Genomic DNA, 16,231 nt, shown 5'->3' with positions numbered 1-16,231 from the left:
CTTCTCGAAGGGTCCCGCGCCGTTTGCCTTCCGGCTCTGCAGGCGTTGGCCGACGGATTCCTGCGTAACGAGGCAGCCGCCGCTGCAGGACTTGCCCTGACCTGGAACTCAGAGGGTCGAAGGCGCCGTGACGAGAATTAGGTTCTTGATAAGCCAGCGGCTTGGCCGCGAAGTTCGAACTCAGTTCGAACTCCTCCGGGTAAGAGAGTCTTATCGACACTCTCACAGCGGCAAGACTAACCGAGGTGGAATTCAAAGATCCACAGCAGGGGCTGCAGTCTGTATTGTCACGTCTGTATCACGAGTTGGCCGCTCATCAGATGGGGTAGCTGCGGACACTGTCATCATCAGTTCGAGGCGCGGGCCGAACCGAAGCCGTATGTTGCGAAGGGGTGGTGCATATGACCGGGGACAGGCAGACTCGACGCTCAAGGTGGGGCCGGCTTTTCGAGCTTGGGCCTGTGTGGATCACCTCTATTGCGACACTTATCACCGCACTGACCGGGACAGGGTTGTTCTTCATTGGTCGCGCCACCGCGCCGAGAGTGGCAACTACTCCCACGACACAGGTCACAGTGACACCAGCTGACGCACCGAGCACCGCATCATCGTCCGCAACAAAAGCGAACGGAACGCTGCTAGGCACCTACACGTTCCAGATACCGCCCTATGCGACCGTCCCCCTCGGGACCACCCAGCCGACCCAGGCACAGTTCGTCCAAGGCAGTGGCCTCGGCGACCTGTACCTCGACACCAGCGGCTTGGTCGGTCCCGGCACGGATTTCAAGCCGGCCAACGGAAACAAAATGGTCGTCCTGCCATCTGGCACTCCCGCAACGTACCAGTCCTGCAGCACGGACACGGGATTCGTCCAAAATGTCGACAACACCGTTGGTGCTGTATTTTGCCTAATTGAGACAACCGGCAGGATCCCGGGCGTCACAGTCATGTCGATCGAATCATCGCAGCCGTATGCCAGCGTGCTGCATGTGAGCCTGTGGCAGGACGCACAGTGACGATATCGATGCCCAGCGGCCTGGCAGCAGTTCTTCGGCAATCTCCAACCGAAATCCACCGGTTTCGGATACAAGCGCGTCCACCGCTTCGCTGTCGTCCGTCGCCTGAGCATTGTCGGGAAGCCAGAGGCCTTCGGGTGTCGCAGCCAGGATGGCAGGGTCTGACGGGCCCAGGGGAATAGCGCTCGCGTCGTCCCGGAGCAGCCAGCGGGCAATCGTACGGATACTGAGGTCGGTCAACGCGTGCGCCGGGGCGAGGTCGGAGACTTCGGCCGCACGGCGATCGCGCTTAGTCATGATTCGTACCTCCGCCCTCGGCGAGGTTCGGTACTCGGGCGTGTGGCGGCGGGGGCACGTTCCGCGGTCGGCGTGGGCACGTACCTCGCCGGCGAAGACCTGCAGCGCGCTGCCGATCATGCGCGCCGCGCCGGTGGGATGCGCGCAGGCCCCGCGCCGGTCGGCGTACGGCAGAAGCGTCTCGAGGTTCCCGACGGTACGAGCGTCTCCGCCGTCGAGCAGCACGTGCAATGCCTGTGCCAGAGCCGGCAGGCCGCTGCGGCACGGCCCGCACTGGCCTGCGCTCTGCGCGGCGAGGTAGTTGCGGGCGGTCTCCGCCAGCGCGCAGGCCCGCTGGGGCAGGGCGACGAAGACTCCGGCGCCGAAGGTCGATCGGACGGAGGCGAGGCCAGGGGCGCTGAGCCGGGCCGATTCGAACTCTGTGATGCCGAGCCAGGCGCCGCCGTATCCGCCGCACAGCAGAGCCTGCACCGGTTCGGCCGCGCCGCCGGCGCGTAGGAGGAGATCTGATCCGGTCAGGCCGAGCGGGATCTCGTAGACGCCCGGGGTCCGCACCGCGCCGGTGACCGTGACCAAGGCTGTTCCCGGCGCGTCCGCGCTGCCTGCAGAGCGGAACCAGCCGGGGCCGTACCGGCAGATCAGGGCCAGGTGGGCGAGGGTCTCGACGTTGTCGACGAGGGTGGGCCGGGCGGCCACGCCGCGTTCGAAGGGATGCGGCGGAGTGTACGTGGGCAGCGATGGGCCGCCGTTGAGAGCGCGGACGAGTGCGGTCGCCTCGCTCGCCACGTAGCAGTGGGGCACCGCCGCGAGAAGGACGGGCACGGCGTCGCCGGGGCGTTCGGCCAGCGCCGTCGTGAGCGCGGCGCGGATGTCGTGGGCGTCCTGGTGGATGCACAAGTGTGCTCCTGCCGCCCCGACCGCGCGGGCGGCGAGTTCGAGGCCGTCGAGGACCAGGTGCGGTGCGGCGAGCATCAGGGCTTTGTCCTTGTGGCTGGCGGGCTCGCCTTCGCATCCGTTGGCCACCACGACGCTCCCGCGGCGTCCGGCGGCGCTGGCGACGGTCCCGAGCTTGCGGCCGGTGGGGAGGGCGGCTCCGCCGCGACCGGTCAAGCCCGCCTGCTCGACAGCCGCGATCACCTGCGGCCCGGTGAGGCCGGGCAGCGTACCGTGCAGGGCGAGGTGCCCGGCGAGTCCCGGCGCGTCCTGCCGCAGCAGCCTAGCCGACGCGTCCACGAGGTCGGTCATCGTCCGCCTCCTGGGACGGCTTGGAACGTCCCGGTCAGCCGCGTTCCGGAGATCGTCGCGGTCAGAGTCAGGGTGGCCGTGCCGTCCGGCCCGGACACGCGCGCGCGGATCGTCCTACCGTCGAGCCCGATGACGGTTCCGGTATAGAGGTCTGGCACCGCGCTCGTGCCGAAGCCGACCCGGCTCGTGGTCGTCTGCACACCTCCGCCCGCGGTCGGCGGCCCGGTGATGGCGATGCGAAAGACGTCGGGTCCGGCCGTGCCCGCAAGGGTGACGGTCCGTGAGCCGTCGCCCGGCGAGCTCGACTGCACCGCCCCGGTGACGGCGGCGGAGAGGGCAGCCGGAACCCGGCGACCGACGCGTTCGAGGTCTGCGAAACAGCAGCCCGCGCGGGCGTGTCGGCCTTGGCGGACCAGCCGGATGCGAACGGACCGGTCAGAGCCCATGCCGCCGGGCGGCGACAGAGGCGAGGCCCGCGACACCGGCCGTGGCGCGGATCGCTGTGTGCGAACGCCAACCGGAGACGAGCCTCCCGCACGCGGCCGCGAGGACCGCGCCCGCGCAGGCGAGCGTGACGAACGCGATCGCTGGGGAGCTCGCGTCGGTTCCGGTGCCTAGCCCGTGGACGACGGCGGCGGGCCAGCACAGGTAGGCGGCCCAGTGGATCAGCCGCCACGTGCGATGGTTGATACGGGTGCGCAGCAGACTGCTGACGATCAGCGCCACGAGCAGGTCCACGGCGACGGTGCCGAACCCGAGCCAGACGGGACGGTAGGCGGAGACGAAGGGGATCACCGTCGCCCACCAGCCGACCGGCGCGAAGGTGTCGGCTTCGGCCGTGACGATGTGCAGGGCGAGGAACACGCACACCAGCAGCGAGACGTTGCGGTGGTCGCCGGAGACCACCAGGCGTGGCCAGCGCTCGGTCGCGGCCCTGGTCTGCAGCAGGATACCGAGCACGACGCTCGTGCTGAGCAGCACGAGGCTGATCACGCCGGTGGCTCGCGCGGCGCACCACAGCGGTGTCGTGCTCGTCACGACGAGGGAGGCCTGTGCGGTCATGATGGATCGTCCGCGACCGGGTCGGGCGGCCAGCCGCCCAGGGTGATCACCTGCCCGTCCTGCCGCACCAGGCGGGCAGGCAGGCCCTGGAGCTTGAGCCACGATGTCGCGCTCGCGCCGCGCACGAGTGCCGCAGTGCTGGCGGTATTCGCGTCGACGCAGGTGGCGGCGGTGACGCTGACGGTCCGCCATGGGCTGTCGGCTGGAGCGCCGGTGCGCGGGTCGAGGATGTGGTGCGCGGGGCCGTCCGTGGTCTGCCAACGGCGTGTGGTGGTGCTGGAGGTGGCCAGGCCGCCGGAGCGCAGGCCCACGACGGGACCGGGAGCCTCGTCCTCGGCGCGGTGGTCGTCGGCGATCTTGATCTGCCATCCGCCGGCGGGAGCGGGCCCGGCGGAGGCGATGTCGCCGCCGAGGCTGACCAGCACGCCGCAGCCGAGTTCCCGGGCCGCAGCTTCGGCGGCCCGGTCGGCGGCGAGGGCCTTGGCGACGGCGCCGAAGTCCAGCCGGGTGCCGGGCTCGGTCCGCAGGGTCCTGGTCGCCGGGTTCCAGCCGACGCTCTGCCATCCGGGTGCGGGAACGCGTTCGTGCACGGTGAAGCGCACGCCCTCGTGCCGCAGAAGTTCGATGTCGCGGTCGTAGCCGGCGGCTTCGAGCCCGGCGCCCAGCGTCGGGTCGACGTCTCCGTCAGTGGCGGACGCGGCGCGCAGCGCGGCGGTGACGACCTCGGCAAACAGCGGGCTGACGGTCACGGGCGCGCCCGCGGCGGCGTTGACCCTCGCCAGCTCGCTGTCGTCGCGGAACCTGCTGGCGGCCAGGTCCATCGCGTCCGTCTCCGCCCGAGTGAGCCGGCCGGCGATCGCGACCAGCTCCGCGTCGGTGGTCAGGATCAGCGCGAGACCGCCCCACAGCGGGAAACTCGCGCGACCGGGCCGTGCCGGTGTGGTGTTCACGATCCCCCCGAGGTGGCGTGGGAAGGCCCTGATCCGTGGCCGGGACTGGGCGTCCCATGGGTGCTGTTGCTGTTGCCGTTGCTGTTGCCGTTTCCGGTGCCGGACCCGCCTCCGCTCGTCCCGCCGCCGCCGCTTTGCGACGAGTGCGAGAAGTCGGTGGGGATGAGGTGGCCGAAGCCGGCCACGAGCACGAGGCTTCCGGCCGCGGAGAGCGCGGCGATCCTGCGCGTGACGCGGCCGGTCCTGCTCAGCGCCGCGTCACGATCGGCGATCTTCTTGCGCAGACGGGCATCCATGCTCGCTCCTGTTCTTCAGCGCAGGTGTACGGAGACGAAGTCGCGGCTGGCCGGCTGCAGGTAGCGGCCGGCGGGTTGGACGAAGTTCCAGAGTTTGACCGGGTGGGGTGCGGAGGGGTTCCCGGTGTAGGTCATGAAGCTGATCCAGTCGGGATTTATGTCCAGCTCCATCGCGTCGACGGCCCCGGCCGCTTTGAGCAAGCGGGCGAGCGTGGCAACGGACAAGGCAGATCCGCTGACGTACACGATGTCGCCGGTGGCGGTGACGCCGACGCCGGAACGAGCGATGTAGTAGTCGTTGTTGATCGTGTAACCCCACTGAGCGCTGGATCCGGCGCCCGCCGAGACCCGTATCGCGCCGCCGAGCGCATCGTCCGGGTGCAGCTTGAACCCGCCGTTCCAGGTGGCGACAGGGCCCTTGAGCGCGGACCCCGCGACGGAGTCGGACACCGGCCAGCTGCCGCCAGGCTGCTGATACCCGGGCTGAAGGGTGAAGGCGAGCGCATGCTGATTCAGCCATACGGCGTAGGCGAGCTCTGAGGTGTGCCGCGCGTCCGGACGCAGCGCGGCCTCCTCGATGACCGGGGTGCGCGTCGGACCGTAGGTCACCGGATGCCACACGCCCTCGCCCGGAAGCGGGTCCGCCGCCTGGGCCGGAATGTTCACCGGCAGGTCCGCGGATGCCGAGGACGACGCGCTCGGACGCGGGCTCGACGGCGCGCCCGCACCGAGCAGCTGCCTGCGCTGGTCCGCGCTCAAGCCTCCCCCGGTGGGCGGCGGCGTGTAGCTCTCGTTCTCCAGCCAGGTCACCGCCCAGCTCAGGTGATGGTCCCGGGCCCATTCGGCCACGCGCGCGGAGACGCTGTCGGTGCCCGCACGCCTGGCAGTGAGTGATCCGAGCGGCATACCCGCCTCCTGAACCGGTCCCGCTTCGACGCGGGTCCCTGATTCCAGGGTGGGCCCAAGCCTGTCGGCGACCTGTTGTGAAGTCGTTCAGGAGATACAAAGATTCGAGGTTCAGCCGGACGGCCGATCGGTCCTGCGCTCGGATCAGCGGGCGGCCGGCAGGTCGAGGCGTACGGTCAATCCGCCACCCGGGGTCTGCTCGAGCGCCACTTCGCCGCCGTTGACCGAGGCCAGGCGGTGCACGATGGCCAGCCCGAGGCCGCTGCCGCCGGTGCCGGAGCGCCCGAAGCGGCGGAACGCGTGCACCCGCACCTCCTCGGGCATGCCGGGCCCGTCGTCCACCACGCGCACCACGACCCCGGAACGCGCGCTGTTCACCGAGATCCGGACGTGGCTGCCCTCGGGCACGGAGTCGAGGGCGTTCGCGATCAGATTGTCGAGTATCTGGTCCAGGTCTCCGGGGCCGATGTGCGCGACGGCCGGTGCCGCGGTCGCGGCCTCGAGCGAGACACCGCGGTCGGCCGCGACCGGCTCCCACGCGGCGACCCGCTCGGCCGCGACCCGGTCAGCGCGCACCGGCTCGGGCCGCGGGACGTCCCCCTCGGCCCGGGCCACCGCGAGCAGCCCGTCCACCAGGCTCGCCAGCCGGGCCATCTCCACCTGCAGCCCGGCCATCTCGACGGCGGTCTCCTCCTCGGCCTCGTCGGCGAGCAGATCCACCCTCAGCCGCAGCGCGGTCAGCGGGGTACGCAGCTGGTGCGAGACGTCCGCGACCCACTCACGATGACTGCCGATCAACGACTCCGTGCGCTCCGCCATCCGATTGAACACCGTGGACAACTCCCGTACCTCGCCCGGCCCCTCGAGGGTCGGCGCGCGTGCGTCGAGGTCCCCGTCGCCGAAACGGGAGGCGGTCCCGCTCAGCACGGTCAGCGGCCGCGACACCCACCGGGCGAGCCATCGTGCCAGCAGCGCGCCGAGAACGAGCACCGCCAGGCCCGTGCCGGCCAGCCACGCCCACACCACGGCGATCCGGTCGTCGACGGGGTCGGCGCTGCGCGCGAGCACCGCGGTTCCCGCGTGGTTTCCGTCGTCACCCACCGGCACCGCTGCGAGCAGCCAGTCACCCTCCTGGGTGAACGCGACCTGTCCGCCGTCCGGCCGCACCTCGGCGGCCAGCGTGGTCGCACGCGCGACCAGGCCGGGCGGGCACGCGCTCGCGCCCGCCACTTGCCCGGAAGCGCGCAGCACGACACCGCAGTCGCCGTCGGCCGGGGCGCCGGCCAGCGCCTGGTTCATGGCCGTGGGCGGGTCGTGGTCGGCGAGGTACTCCTCGGCCTGCGCCGAGAGCTGGCGGGCGGCGGACTCGACGCCGAAGCGGAACGAGGCGCGCTCGTTCGCGGTGAGTGAGAGCCCGAGCGGTACCACGGCGAGCACGAGCAGGGCCGTGATCAGACCCAGTGTGACCAGCGCGATGCGGCGCGACACGCGGTCAGTCCCCGCTGCCCGTCGCGCCCGGCACGTCCGGGCGGAGCCGGAACCCGTGGCCGTAGACGGTCTCGATCAGCCCCTCTACGCCGAGCTTGCGGCGCAACGCCGCGACGTGCACGTCGAGCACGCGACCGGGGCCGTACCAGTGCTCGTCCCAGACCCGGGTGAGCAGCTCGTGGCGCGAGACGGCGCGGCCGGCATCGGCGATCAGGCACTCGAGGATGTCGAACTCTTTGGGCGTCAAAGCCAGCTCCTGCCCATTCACGGACACCTTCCTTGCGCGCGGATCCAGGGAGACCGGGCCGGCGACGTACGCGGTCGGTCCGGCCGGACGCACCCGCCGCAGCACCGCCCGGATCCGCGCCTGCAGCTCCGCCAGCCCGAACGGCTTGACCATATAGTCGTCGGCACCCTCATCCAGCGCGGCGACCCGGTCGCCCTCCTCACCGCGCGCGGTCACCACGATCACGGCCGCGTCACCGCTCGCACGCAGCCGACGGCACACCTCGATCCCGTCCATGTCCGGCAGACCGAGATCCAGCAGCACAAGGTCGGCCGGGGCCGCGGCCAGCGCGGCGGCAGCCGTGGCGACCAGCTCGACCTCATAGCCCGAACGGGACAGGCCGCGGCGCAACGGCCAGGCGATCCCCTCGTCGTCCTCCACCACCAGCACGCGCACGGGCAGCCCAGCGGAAGGATTCTTGACACTCACGCTGCCAAGGTAACCCCGAACGACCTGGTCCGATGGACGCGCGCCCGCAGGCGAATCCTGTGCGCCGATCGGCCCCTGGATCCGCGTACCCGCAGCTCAGAGCCCCACGACGGGGCCGATCCAGACCGGTTCAGGGGTGCCTCGAGCCCGCTCGGGCCGGAAAACCTAACAGGTTCTGAACATTCGCCTTGCAGGTTCCGAACAAGCCATTGGCAAGGCTGGGGGCGAGCAGAAGGACCGAGGACCGCACCCACCTTGCGAGGAGGACGACCTTGTCGCCCAGGAGCACGCCCGAGACAGCAGACCGCGCCGACGCACGCGACCGAGGCTTGCGCCGCGTTCGCACCACCACCGGCTGGATCACCGTCGCCTCCGCCGCCGGCGTGGTCGTGCTGGGCGGCGCCTACGCCGAAGCGATGCCGGGCAAGACCGCGGCGGCACCGCCCTCGCCGTCATCGAGCCCGTCATCGAGCTCAGCGTCAAGCCCCGCGTCGTCGCCCTCGAACCACCGATCGGCGAGCACCCAGCCGACACCGAAACCGAAGAAGTCCGCCTCCACGAAGTCTTCGACGCCCGCTCCCGCGACCTCATCCGCTCCAGCCCTGAAGGCCCCTGCCCAAACGCCGACGACGGCTCCGAGTACTGCGCAGACGCACGCGACTTCGGGAGGATCATGAGCATTCTGCTGAATAATCCTCTCTGGTTCGCCACCCGTGCCGCAGGCACGCTGGCGCTGATCCTGCTGACCGCCACCACCGTGCTCGGGGTAGCCGGAGCGGTGCGCTACGCACCGAACCCGGTACGCCGCTTCGAGGTCGCGGCGTTGCACCGCAACCTTTCGCTGCTCTCCCTCGTGCTGCTCGTCGTACACATCGGAACGGCGCTGGCGGACACCTACGTGCCCATCGGCTGGATCTCCGCGCTCGTGCCGTTCGTCTCGCCGTACCGAACGGTGTGGGTCGGCCTGGGCACACTCGCGTTCGACCTGCTGCTGGCCGTGGCGATCACCAGCGCGCTGCGGCTGCGCATCGGCCTGCGCCGATGGAAGGCAGTGCACGTACTCGCCTACGCGGCCTGGCCCCTCGCGGTCTTCCACGGCGCGGGCACCGGCGCCGACACGAGGCTCGGCCCGCAGCTGGCACTCTACGCGCTCTGCGTCGCCGCCGTGATCGCCGCGCTATGGTGGCGGCTGCACAAGGCCGGTCCCGGCCAGGTCACGACCCGCGTGGGCGCGGTAGTGCTGAGCATCGCCGTCGTGGGCGCGTTCTACGCGTTCGTCGTCTCCGGCCCGCTCGCCCCGGGCTGGTCGCACCGTGCTCAGACGCCGAGCACCGCACCGCGTATCGGAGCCACGCGATGACGACGGGCGTCTACCCGCCGCCGCGCATCACAGGAGCCCCGGAAGGCCGCTACGGCGAACGTCTGCTGGCCGCGTGGCTGACGACCGGCCGGCCGGCGGACCTGAACGAACATCTCGCCTGGTATGGCCCGGCGCCGCTGGGCCGGCCCGGCGGTCACGAACATCCGATGATGGACGCAGTCGCGCACGCCGGCCTGACCGGGCGCGGCGGTGCGGGCTTTCCGACGGCGACGAAACTGCGCGCCGTCGCCCGGGCCAAGCGCCCCGGCCGCATACTGGTCGCCAACGGCATGGAGAGCGAGCCGGCCGCGTCGAAGGACAAGGCCCTGCTACGCCTCGCACCCCACCTCGTGCTCGACGGCATCGCGCTCGCCGCCGAGGCGATCGGAGCCGACGAGGCACACCTGTGCGTCGCACCTTCCCGCTCCGGGCTCGACCAGCGCCTACGTGGCCTGATCTCAGAACGCCGCCGAGCGGGTCTCGACCCGATCGAGGTGCAGGTGCACACCCCGCCGCACCACTATGTCTCGAGCGAATCCTCCGCGCTGGTGAACTGGCTCGGCGGCGGCGAAGCGAAGCCGACCACCACTCCCCCGCGCACCGCCGAACGCGGTGTGGCAGGCCGGCCCACGCTCGTCGACAACGTCGAAACCCTCGCGCACCTCGCACTCATAGCCCGCTACGGCCCCGGCTGGTTCCGCTCACGGGGAACGTCCGAGTCGCCGGGCACGACGCTGGTGACACTCGCCGGGGCCGTCGCCGACCCCGGCGTCTACGAGGCCGAATTCGGCTGGTCTCTGCGCGACGTCCTCGGCCTCGCCCGGCCGGCCGCGAACGCCCGGGCGGTCCTCGTCGGCGGGTACTTCGGCACCTGGCTCCCCCTCCAGCACATCGCCGACCTCGCATTCAGCGGGCGAGGGCTGGCCGCGGCCGGGGCGAACCCGGGCGCCGGCGTCCTCGCCGTCCTGCCCGCGCAGGCATGCGGACTGGCGGAGACCGCGCGTGTCCTGGCCTACCTGGCCGGCCAGAGCGCCAGGCAGTGCGGACCGTGCCGCTCCGGACTGCCCGCCACCGCCGACGACTTCGCCCAGCTCGCCTTCGGCCACTGCGACCGCGACGGCTGGGAGCGGCTCGAGCGCCACATCCGGCAGCTCCCCGGCCGCGGCGCATGCAAGCACCCTGACGGAGGAGCCCGCCTCGCCGCCTCGGCCCTGCGCGCCTTCGCGCCCGACGTCCGACGGCACCTGGAATCAGGCCCGTGCCCCGCCGCGCTCCACACTCCCCCACTGCTGCCGATCCCGGCCGCGGCGATCCAGGACGGAGCGTGGCGATGAGCCGCGCCCACCACCGCATCGTCATCGACCGGATCGCGTGCACCGGCCACGGCCTGTGCGCGGAACTCCTCCCCGAGCACCTGACTCTGGACGAGTGGGGCTACCCGATCCAGTCCCCGGGTGCCATCCCCGCCGCGCAGCTGCGCCACGCCCGCCGTGCCGTCGCCGCCTGCCCGGCCCTCGCCCTGCGCCTCGAGACTTCACGCACCCGCGAACAGAACCAGGACGTTTAAATGACCCTGCCCCAGACCGGGCCGTCACACCGCCGCGCCCCGCGGAGCCGCGATGCCGGCGGCCCGGAAGGCAACGAGCGGCTGACCGCGTCCTTCCTGTTCGGCTCCGAAGAGCTCTACACCTGGGTCGACGGCAACCCGCGGCTTCGGCTGCTGCGCACCGAGACCGTCAACGACCCGGCACACATCTGCAGGCGGGCGGCGATGACCTCGATCAACTCCGCACTCCAGGTTGACCCTGCACGCACAGGCGAACGCCTCGTAGGTCCGCGGCCGGATCCACTCGGGCTTCGGCGGGCAGAGCGACTTCGTGGTCGGCGCGCTGCACTCCCCCGGCGGCCAGGCGATCATCGCAATGCCCGCCTGGCACGCCAAGACCGACACCTCCACGATCGTGGGCCACCTCACCGAGCCGGTCACCTCCTTCCAGCACACCGCCGTGGTCACCGAAGTCGGCCGGGCCGACCTTTTCGGCCGCTGCCAGCAGGACCAGGCCACGCACCTGATCGAGCAGGCCGCCCGGCCAGAAGCACGCGAACGCCTGCGCGCGCAAGCCGCTCAACTCGGACTCGGCGAGGAGGGCGCCTCCGACTGCGACTGGACGGCCAGGACGTTGACGCACGCCGGGTAGACTGCGTCCCGGTGTGCCGGGAAGTCTGGTCGGCCCGGGGACGCCTCGCCGCGAGACCGCGCGAGGGCCCTGGAGTTCCGCGAAGGGGTGCGCCAGGATGCGCGAGGCCGTCATCGTCGTCGCTTTGGTCGTGGCGAGCACGGTGGTGGCGACGTTCGCCGACCGCCTGCGCGTACCGGCACCCTCCGTGCTCGTACTCGCCGGGATCGCCGTGGCCCTGGTCCCCGGAGTCCCCGCCGTGCGCAGCAGTCCGGAGCTGATCAGCCTGTTCGTGCTCCCACCGCTGCTCTACGCCTCCGCCCAGGACATCTCGGCACGCGAACTGCGCGCGATGTGGCGCCCGGTCGCGGCCCTCGCCCTCGGCCTGGTGCTGGCCACGGCCCTGACGATCGCCGGACTCGCGTGGTGGATCACCTCGCTCAGCCTACCCATGGCGTTCGTCCTGGGCGCGGTGCTCGCCTCCACCGACCCGGTGGCGGTCACCGCGCTGGGGCGCAGGCTACCGCTGCCACCGCGCATCCAGGCGCTCGTCCAGACCGAGAGCCTGTTCAACGACGCCACCTCGCTCGTGCTCTTCCAAGTCGCGGTCGGGATCGCGGCCGGGTCCGGCAGCACGAGCCCGATCGGCGCCGGCTGGCGCTTCGTCTTACTCGCCGGCGGCGGAGCGGGCATCGGCGCCGCGCTCGCCGGCTCGGTCATCGCGGTGCGCAGGCAGACCGCCGACCCCGGGCTCCATACCGTCATCGCGCTCGTCACCCCGTACGCCGCCTATCTGCTCGCTCAGCGGGCCGGCGTCTCGGGCGTCACCGCGGTCGTCGTCGCGGGAGTGGTGGTGGGCAGCGCGGGACACAAGATCACCGACGCGCGGATCCGCCTTCAGGTGCACGCCGTCTACGACGCGCTGGCGTTCCTGCTCGAGTCCGTCGTCTTCGCGCTCGTCGGCCTGCAACTCCCGCTGTTCGTGCGCGATCTCGGGCCGGGAAGCCACGACTGGCCGCTCCAAGCCCTCGCCCTGTCTGCGGCCCTCGTGGCCGCGCGCCTCGCCTGGATGCGCGCGACCGTGCCACACGCCGCCCCCACCCGCGGCTACCCCGCCGGGCCGGTGGCCCGGGTGATGACCTGGGCCGGGACCCGCGGCGTCATGCCGCTGGCGGCGGCGCTCGCCATCCCGCTGACCACGGCCGCCGGTTACGCCCTGCCCGGGCGCCCGCTCGTGCTGGTACTGACCGCGGCGGTCGTGACCCTCACCCTGGTCACCCAGGGCCTGACTCTCGCGCCCGTCGTGCGCACCTCCGGCCTCGCCCTCGACCCGGAACACGTCGCCGCCAAGGAAGCGGAGATACACACGTGGCTCAACGAGGCCGTCCTCGACTACCTCGACGATCCGGCCACGACCCAGGACGTCCCGCCCGAGACCCTCGACCGGCTCCGCCGACGCCACACCGCGCGCCTCGTCGGCACGTCCGCCCACCTCGAACGCCGTCTCGTCGACCTCCAGCGCGCCGAACTGCGCCGCCTCTACACCGAGGGCCGCGTGAACGACGCCGTCCGCCGCCGTATCCAGCACCAACTCGACCGCACCGAAGCCGGGATCCGCTGATCCGTCATAGGAGCGGACAATCCTGCCGCGAATACTTTCGGAGAATCGGCCTGAATCGCCGTGCTGCGGACGATCCCGTCCATTCGAGCGATATTCGACAGGCCGTCCGAGGAGGGATCAGACCGCCTTGACACTGATCTACTCGCAGGTCAGAGGGCCAGCCGTGCGATCGTTCAAACCGATTCTCCGCGAGTGGGCACGCCGCGACCGCGCATCTTAACGAGATCTGAACAGATACCTCGAATATCGAATGTCAAATTTGCCCGATTAGCGCCCAGTTTGCGATTCTTGTGACGTTACCGCGACCCCGACTCCCGAAAGGATGCCGACGTGCCGCCCAGGAACGGTCCCGCGATCACGGCCCGCGCCGACGCACGCAACCGCGGCCTGCGCCGGGTTCGCTACGCCACCGGCGTCCTCGCGGCGTCGTCGGCAGCTGGCATCGCCGTCCTCGCCGCCGGCTACGCCCACGCGATGCCGGGCGCGGCCCACGCCGCGCCGAGCACGGCGAAGCACGCGCAGACGGCTCCGAGCCACACGGCCACGACGAGCCCCCGGACCTCCACCGCCACGACCCAGGCGCCGCAGGCCAAGCAGACGACGCAGGCCAAGGCGCCCGCGACGTCGTCCGCTCCGAAGCTTCAGGCCCCGACGCAGGCGCCGCAGAGCACCTCGAACAACACGACCTCCCAGGCGACCTCAGGAGGGTCGTGAGCACGAACACGCTGTTCAGCGACCCTCTGTGGTTCACCACGCGCGCCACCGGCACGATCACGCTGGGGCTGGTTACCCTCACCGTCGTACTCGGCGTGGCCGGCGCGGTCCGCTACGCTCCGGCCAAGATGGGCCGGTTCGAGGTCGCCGCGCTGCACCGCAACCTCTCACTCCTCTCGCTGGCCGTCCTCGGCGTGCACATCGGCACGGCGCTGGCGGACACCTTCGTGCCCATCGGCTGGAGCGCGGTCGTCGTCCCGTTCCTCTCGCCCTACCGCACGACCTGGGTGGGCCTGGGAACGATCGCGTTCGACCTGCTGCTCGCCGTCTATCTGACCAGCGCAGTCCGCCTGCGGATCGGGCAGCGCCGCTGGAAGGCCGTGCACCTGTGCTCGTACGCGGCCTGGCCGATCGCCCTCTTCCACGCGGCCGGCACCGGAAGCGACACGCGGCTCGGGCTGCAGATCACGCTCTACAGCGTGTGCCTGGCCGTCGTGCTCGGCGCGGTGGGGTGGCGCATCTACACCATCGGACCGGGACACCTCGCCGCACGCGCGGCACTCGCGGCCGCGAGCGTCGGTACGGCGGCCGGCTTCTACGGATTCCTAGCCGCAGGCCCACTCGCCCCGAACTGGTCACACCGCGCGCAACACGCACAGAGCACCGTACTGATAGGAGAAGACCGATGGTCACGGACATACGCCCGACCCACCCGGCCGCCTCCACGCACGCGCTCGAAGGCGGCCACGGCGAGCGCCTGCTGGCCGTCCCGTCGGCCACGGGAACTGCTACTGACCTGCGTGAACACCTTGCGCAGTACGGCCGAATACCGGCGTTCACCGCTCACACCGGCGAACACCCGCTGATCGCGGCAACCGCCTGGGCCGGCCTGACCGGACGCGGTGGCGCGGGCTTCCCCACTGCGAAGAAGCTGCGGGCCGTCGCTGACACGAAGCGCACCGATCGCGTCGTGGTGGCCAACGGCATGGAGAGCGAACCGGCCTCCGCCAAGGACAAGACCCTGCTGCGCCTCGCCCCGCACCTAGTGCTCGACGGCATCGTCCTCGCGGCCGACGCTGTCGGAGCACGTCAGGCGCACCTGTGCATCGCACCCTCGGACACCGGCCTGGACGAACGCCTGCGCGAGCTTGTCGCCGAGCGGCGCGAGCACGGCATCGACCCGATCGAGATCCAGGTCCACACCCCGCCGCACCACTACGTCTCAAGCGAGGCCTCCGCGCTGACCAACTGGCTCGGCGGCGGCGAGGCCAAGCCCACCACGACTCCCCCGCGCACCGCCGGTCGCGGCGTGGGCGGTCGCCCCACCCTGGTCGACAATGTCGAAACCCTCGCGCACCTCGCTCTGATCGCCCGGTACGGACCCGAGTGGTTCCGCAAGCGCGGCACGGCCGAATCGCCCGGGACCACGCTGGTCACGCTCACCGGCGCGGTGGCGGAGCCCGGGGTGCACGAAGTCGACAGCGGCATGAGCGTGGGCGACATCCTCGCGCTCGCCCACCCCGTCCACGACGCCCAGGCCGTACTCGTCGGCGGCTACTTCGGCACGTGGCTGCCGGCGGCAGACGCCGCAGCACTCGAATACAGCGCCGCCGGGCTCGCCGAGCACGGCGCGAACGGCGGCGCCGGAGTCCTGGCGGTCCTGCCCGCCCACGCCTGCGGAATCGCCGAAACCGCCCGTATCCTCGAATACCTCGGGTCGCAGAGCGCCGGCCAGTGCGGGCCGTGCATGTTCGGCCTGCCGGCCACCGCGGGCGACTTCGCACAGCTGGCGTTCGGACAGCGAGATCCCGATGTCTCGGAGCGGCTCGAACGCCGCGTCGAACTGCTTGCGGGACGCGGCGCCTGCAAGCATCCTGACGGCGCGGCACATCTCGCGGCATCGGCGCTACGCGCGTTCGCCCCGCACGCGCAAGAACACCTGGAGGGCGGGCCGTGCCACGCGGCGCGCAACGCCCGGCCCCTGCTGCCCACCCCAGTCGAGACGATCAAGGAAGGTGATTGGCGATGAAGCGCAACGAACACCGGCTCGTGATCGACCGGATCGCCTGCACCGGCCACGGCCTGTGCGCCGAACTGTTCCCCGAGAAGGTGGAGCTCGACGAGTGGGGCTACCCGATCCAAGCGCCCGGCCCGATAACCGGCGGCGACGCCCGCCACGCGCAGCGAGCCGTCGCGGCCTGCCCCGCCCTCGCCATGCGCCTGGAGTCCGCCCGCTGAGCATCGATCCGGATTCCGTCCGGACGCGTCGGGAGGAACTCCAGCGGTAGAGGCCGAGGATCACGGGCGGATCGGCGACACCAGGTCCGCCGGCTCAGACCCGGTCAGCAGTATCGAGGTTCCCGTTCCGATGCCACGCCGCGGCG

At 71.4% G+C, this 16,231-nt stretch carries 19 protein-coding genes and 1 pseudogene; 11 read left to right on the top strand and 9 right to left on the bottom strand.

Features of this window, described 5'->3' with window-relative positions:
- The first annotated feature begins 461 nt into the window (after positions 1 to 461).
- Positions 462 to 1,016, top strand: a complete 555-nt coding sequence (locus ACTRO_RS46725; RefSeq protein ID WP_169739766.1) for a hypothetical protein — start codon at positions 462 to 464, stop codon at positions 1,014 to 1,016.
- On the opposite strand, the gene ACTRO_RS02895 is transcribed toward ACTRO_RS46725, so the two are convergent.
- The 9 genes from ACTRO_RS02895 to ACTRO_RS46720 all read right to left on the bottom strand — a co-directional run bounded on the left by ACTRO_RS02895 (position 960) and on the right by ACTRO_RS46720 (position 8,534).
- Complete coding sequence (locus tag ACTRO_RS02895; RefSeq protein ID WP_051450217.1) at positions 960 to 2,558, bottom strand: NADH-ubiquinone oxidoreductase-F iron-sulfur binding region domain-containing protein; 1,599 nt, start codon at positions 2,556 to 2,558, stop codon at positions 960 to 962. The genes ACTRO_RS46725 and ACTRO_RS02895 overlap by 57 nt on opposite strands.
- Entirely contained in the window at positions 2,555 to 3,004 is a 450-nt protein-coding gene (locus ACTRO_RS02890) for a hypothetical protein (protein ID WP_157435677.1), read from the bottom strand. Before ACTRO_RS02890 ends, ACTRO_RS02895 begins: the two co-directional genes overlap by 4 nt.
- Positions 2,994 to 3,620, bottom strand: coding sequence for a ferric reductase-like transmembrane domain-containing protein (locus ACTRO_RS02885; protein ID WP_051450216.1), 627 nt, complete (start codon positions 3,618 to 3,620; stop codon positions 2,994 to 2,996). Before ACTRO_RS02885 ends, ACTRO_RS02890 begins: the two co-directional genes overlap by 11 nt.
- Entirely contained in the window at positions 3,617 to 4,570 is a 954-nt protein-coding gene (locus ACTRO_RS02880; RefSeq protein ID WP_034260943.1) for an FAD:protein FMN transferase, read from the bottom strand. Before ACTRO_RS02880 ends, ACTRO_RS02885 begins: the two co-directional genes overlap by 4 nt.
- On the bottom strand, positions 4,567 to 4,866 hold the full coding sequence (locus tag ACTRO_RS02875) for a hypothetical protein (RefSeq protein WP_051450214.1): 300 nt from the start codon (positions 4,864 to 4,866) through the stop codon (positions 4,567 to 4,569). Before ACTRO_RS02875 ends, ACTRO_RS02880 begins: the two co-directional genes overlap by 4 nt.
- Before the next feature lie 15 nt (positions 4,867 to 4,881).
- Positions 4,882 to 5,772, bottom strand: coding sequence for a hypothetical protein (locus ACTRO_RS02870; RefSeq protein ID WP_034260941.1), 891 nt, complete (start codon positions 5,770 to 5,772; stop codon positions 4,882 to 4,884).
- 144 nt (positions 5,773 to 5,916) lie between these two features.
- Positions 5,917 to 7,260, bottom strand: coding sequence for a sensor histidine kinase (locus ACTRO_RS02865; RefSeq protein WP_034272787.1), 1,344 nt, complete (start codon positions 7,258 to 7,260; stop codon positions 5,917 to 5,919).
- 4 nt (positions 7,261 to 7,264) lie between these two features.
- Positions 7,265 to 7,975, bottom strand: coding sequence for a response regulator transcription factor (locus ACTRO_RS02860; protein ID WP_245594282.1), 711 nt, complete (start codon positions 7,973 to 7,975; stop codon positions 7,265 to 7,267).
- Between the two features lie 403 nt (positions 7,976 to 8,378).
- Positions 8,379 to 8,534, bottom strand: a complete 156-nt coding sequence (locus ACTRO_RS46720) for a hypothetical protein (RefSeq protein ID WP_157435676.1) — start codon at positions 8,532 to 8,534, stop codon at positions 8,379 to 8,381.
- Between the two features lie 114 nt (positions 8,535 to 8,648).
- On the opposite strand from ACTRO_RS46720, the gene ACTRO_RS02855 reads away from it, so the two are divergent.
- From ACTRO_RS02855 to ACTRO_RS02815, 10 genes and pseudogenes are all read left to right on the top strand, one after another.
- Positions 8,649 to 9,335 (top strand): ferric reductase-like transmembrane domain-containing protein, encoded by a 687-nt coding sequence (locus ACTRO_RS02855; protein ID WP_051450213.1) that lies wholly within the window; start codon positions 8,649 to 8,651, stop codon positions 9,333 to 9,335.
- Positions 9,332 to 10,669, top strand: a complete 1,338-nt coding sequence (locus ACTRO_RS02850) for an NADH-ubiquinone oxidoreductase-F iron-sulfur binding region domain-containing protein (protein ID WP_034260937.1) — start codon at positions 9,332 to 9,334, stop codon at positions 10,667 to 10,669. The genes ACTRO_RS02855 and ACTRO_RS02850 overlap by 4 nt, the downstream gene beginning before the upstream one ends.
- Positions 10,666 to 10,902: a ferredoxin gene (locus ACTRO_RS02845; RefSeq protein WP_034260935.1), complete on the top strand. Its 237-nt coding sequence runs from the start codon at positions 10,666 to 10,668 to the stop codon at positions 10,900 to 10,902. The genes ACTRO_RS02850 and ACTRO_RS02845 overlap by 4 nt, the downstream gene beginning before the upstream one ends.
- A pseudogene (locus ACTRO_RS50675) lies at positions 10,903 to 11,079 on the top strand (hypothetical protein); the annotation flags it as partial.
- 133 nt (positions 11,080 to 11,212) lie between these two features.
- Positions 11,213 to 11,533: an acetyl-CoA hydrolase/transferase C-terminal domain-containing protein gene (locus ACTRO_RS50200; RefSeq protein ID WP_051450212.1), complete on the top strand. Its 321-nt coding sequence runs from the start codon at positions 11,213 to 11,215 to the stop codon at positions 11,531 to 11,533.
- A gap of 97 nt (positions 11,534 to 11,630) precedes the next feature.
- Positions 11,631 to 13,133 carry a Na+/H+ antiporter gene (locus ACTRO_RS02835; protein ID WP_034260933.1) on the top strand — a complete coding sequence of 501 codons (1,503 nt, stop codon included), beginning with the start codon at positions 11,631 to 11,633 and terminating at the stop codon, positions 13,131 to 13,133.
- Between the two features lie 330 nt (positions 13,134 to 13,463).
- A complete protein-coding gene (locus tag ACTRO_RS02830) occupies positions 13,464 to 13,847 on the top strand; it encodes a hypothetical protein (RefSeq protein WP_051450211.1) in 384 nt (127 codons plus the stop codon).
- Positions 13,844 to 14,713, top strand: coding sequence for a ferric reductase-like transmembrane domain-containing protein (locus tag ACTRO_RS49410; RefSeq protein WP_157435675.1), 870 nt, complete (start codon positions 13,844 to 13,846; stop codon positions 14,711 to 14,713). Before ACTRO_RS02830 ends, ACTRO_RS49410 begins: the two co-directional genes overlap by 4 nt.
- Complete coding sequence (locus ACTRO_RS02820) at positions 14,605 to 15,876, top strand: NADH-ubiquinone oxidoreductase-F iron-sulfur binding region domain-containing protein (RefSeq protein WP_245594652.1); 1,272 nt, start codon at positions 14,605 to 14,607, stop codon at positions 15,874 to 15,876. Before ACTRO_RS49410 ends, ACTRO_RS02820 begins: the two co-directional genes overlap by 109 nt.
- Entirely contained in the window at positions 15,873 to 16,085 is a 213-nt protein-coding gene (locus ACTRO_RS02815) for a ferredoxin (RefSeq protein ID WP_034260932.1), read from the top strand. The genes ACTRO_RS02820 and ACTRO_RS02815 overlap by 4 nt, the downstream gene beginning before the upstream one ends.
- Positions 16,086 to 16,231 lie beyond the last annotated feature (146 nt).

This window comes from Actinospica robiniae DSM 44927 (assembly GCF_000504285.1).
GTDB classification, from domain to species: Bacteria; Actinomycetota; Actinomycetes; order Streptomycetales; family Catenulisporaceae; genus Actinospica; species Actinospica robiniae.
The sequence above is the reverse complement of the archived record's forward strand: the minus strand, read 5'-3'. Positions and strand labels throughout refer to the sequence as shown.

Coding starts and splice junctions, on each gene's coding strand:
- ACTRO_RS02850 (WP_034260937.1), top strand. CDS start 9,332: ATGACGACGGGCGTCTACCCGCCGCCGCGCATCACAGGAGCCCCGGAA.
- ACTRO_RS02835 (WP_034260933.1), top strand. CDS start 11,631: ATGCGCGAGGCCGTCATCGTCGTCGCTTTGGTCGTGGCGAGCACGGTG.
- ACTRO_RS02855 (WP_051450213.1), top strand. CDS start 8,649: ATGAGCATTCTGCTGAATAATCCTCTCTGGTTCGCCACCCGTGCCGCA.
- ACTRO_RS02890 (WP_157435677.1), bottom strand. CDS start 3,004: ATGGGCTCTGACCGGTCCGTTCGCATCCGGCTGGTCCGCCAAGGCCGA.
- ACTRO_RS02870 (WP_034260941.1), bottom strand. CDS start 5,772: ATGCCGCTCGGATCACTCACTGCCAGGCGTGCGGGCACCGACAGCGTC.
- ACTRO_RS02885 (WP_051450216.1), bottom strand. CDS start 3,620: ATGACCGCACAGGCCTCCCTCGTCGTGACGAGCACGACACCGCTGTGG.
- ACTRO_RS02895 (WP_051450217.1), bottom strand. CDS start 2,558: ATGACCGACCTCGTGGACGCGTCGGCTAGGCTGCTGCGGCAGGACGCG.
- ACTRO_RS02845 (WP_034260935.1), top strand. CDS start 10,666: ATGAGCCGCGCCCACCACCGCATCGTCATCGACCGGATCGCGTGCACC.
- ACTRO_RS02875 (WP_051450214.1), bottom strand. CDS start 4,866: ATGGATGCCCGTCTGCGCAAGAAGATCGCCGATCGTGACGCGGCGCTG.
- ACTRO_RS02815 (WP_034260932.1), top strand. CDS start 15,873: ATGAAGCGCAACGAACACCGGCTCGTGATCGACCGGATCGCCTGCACC.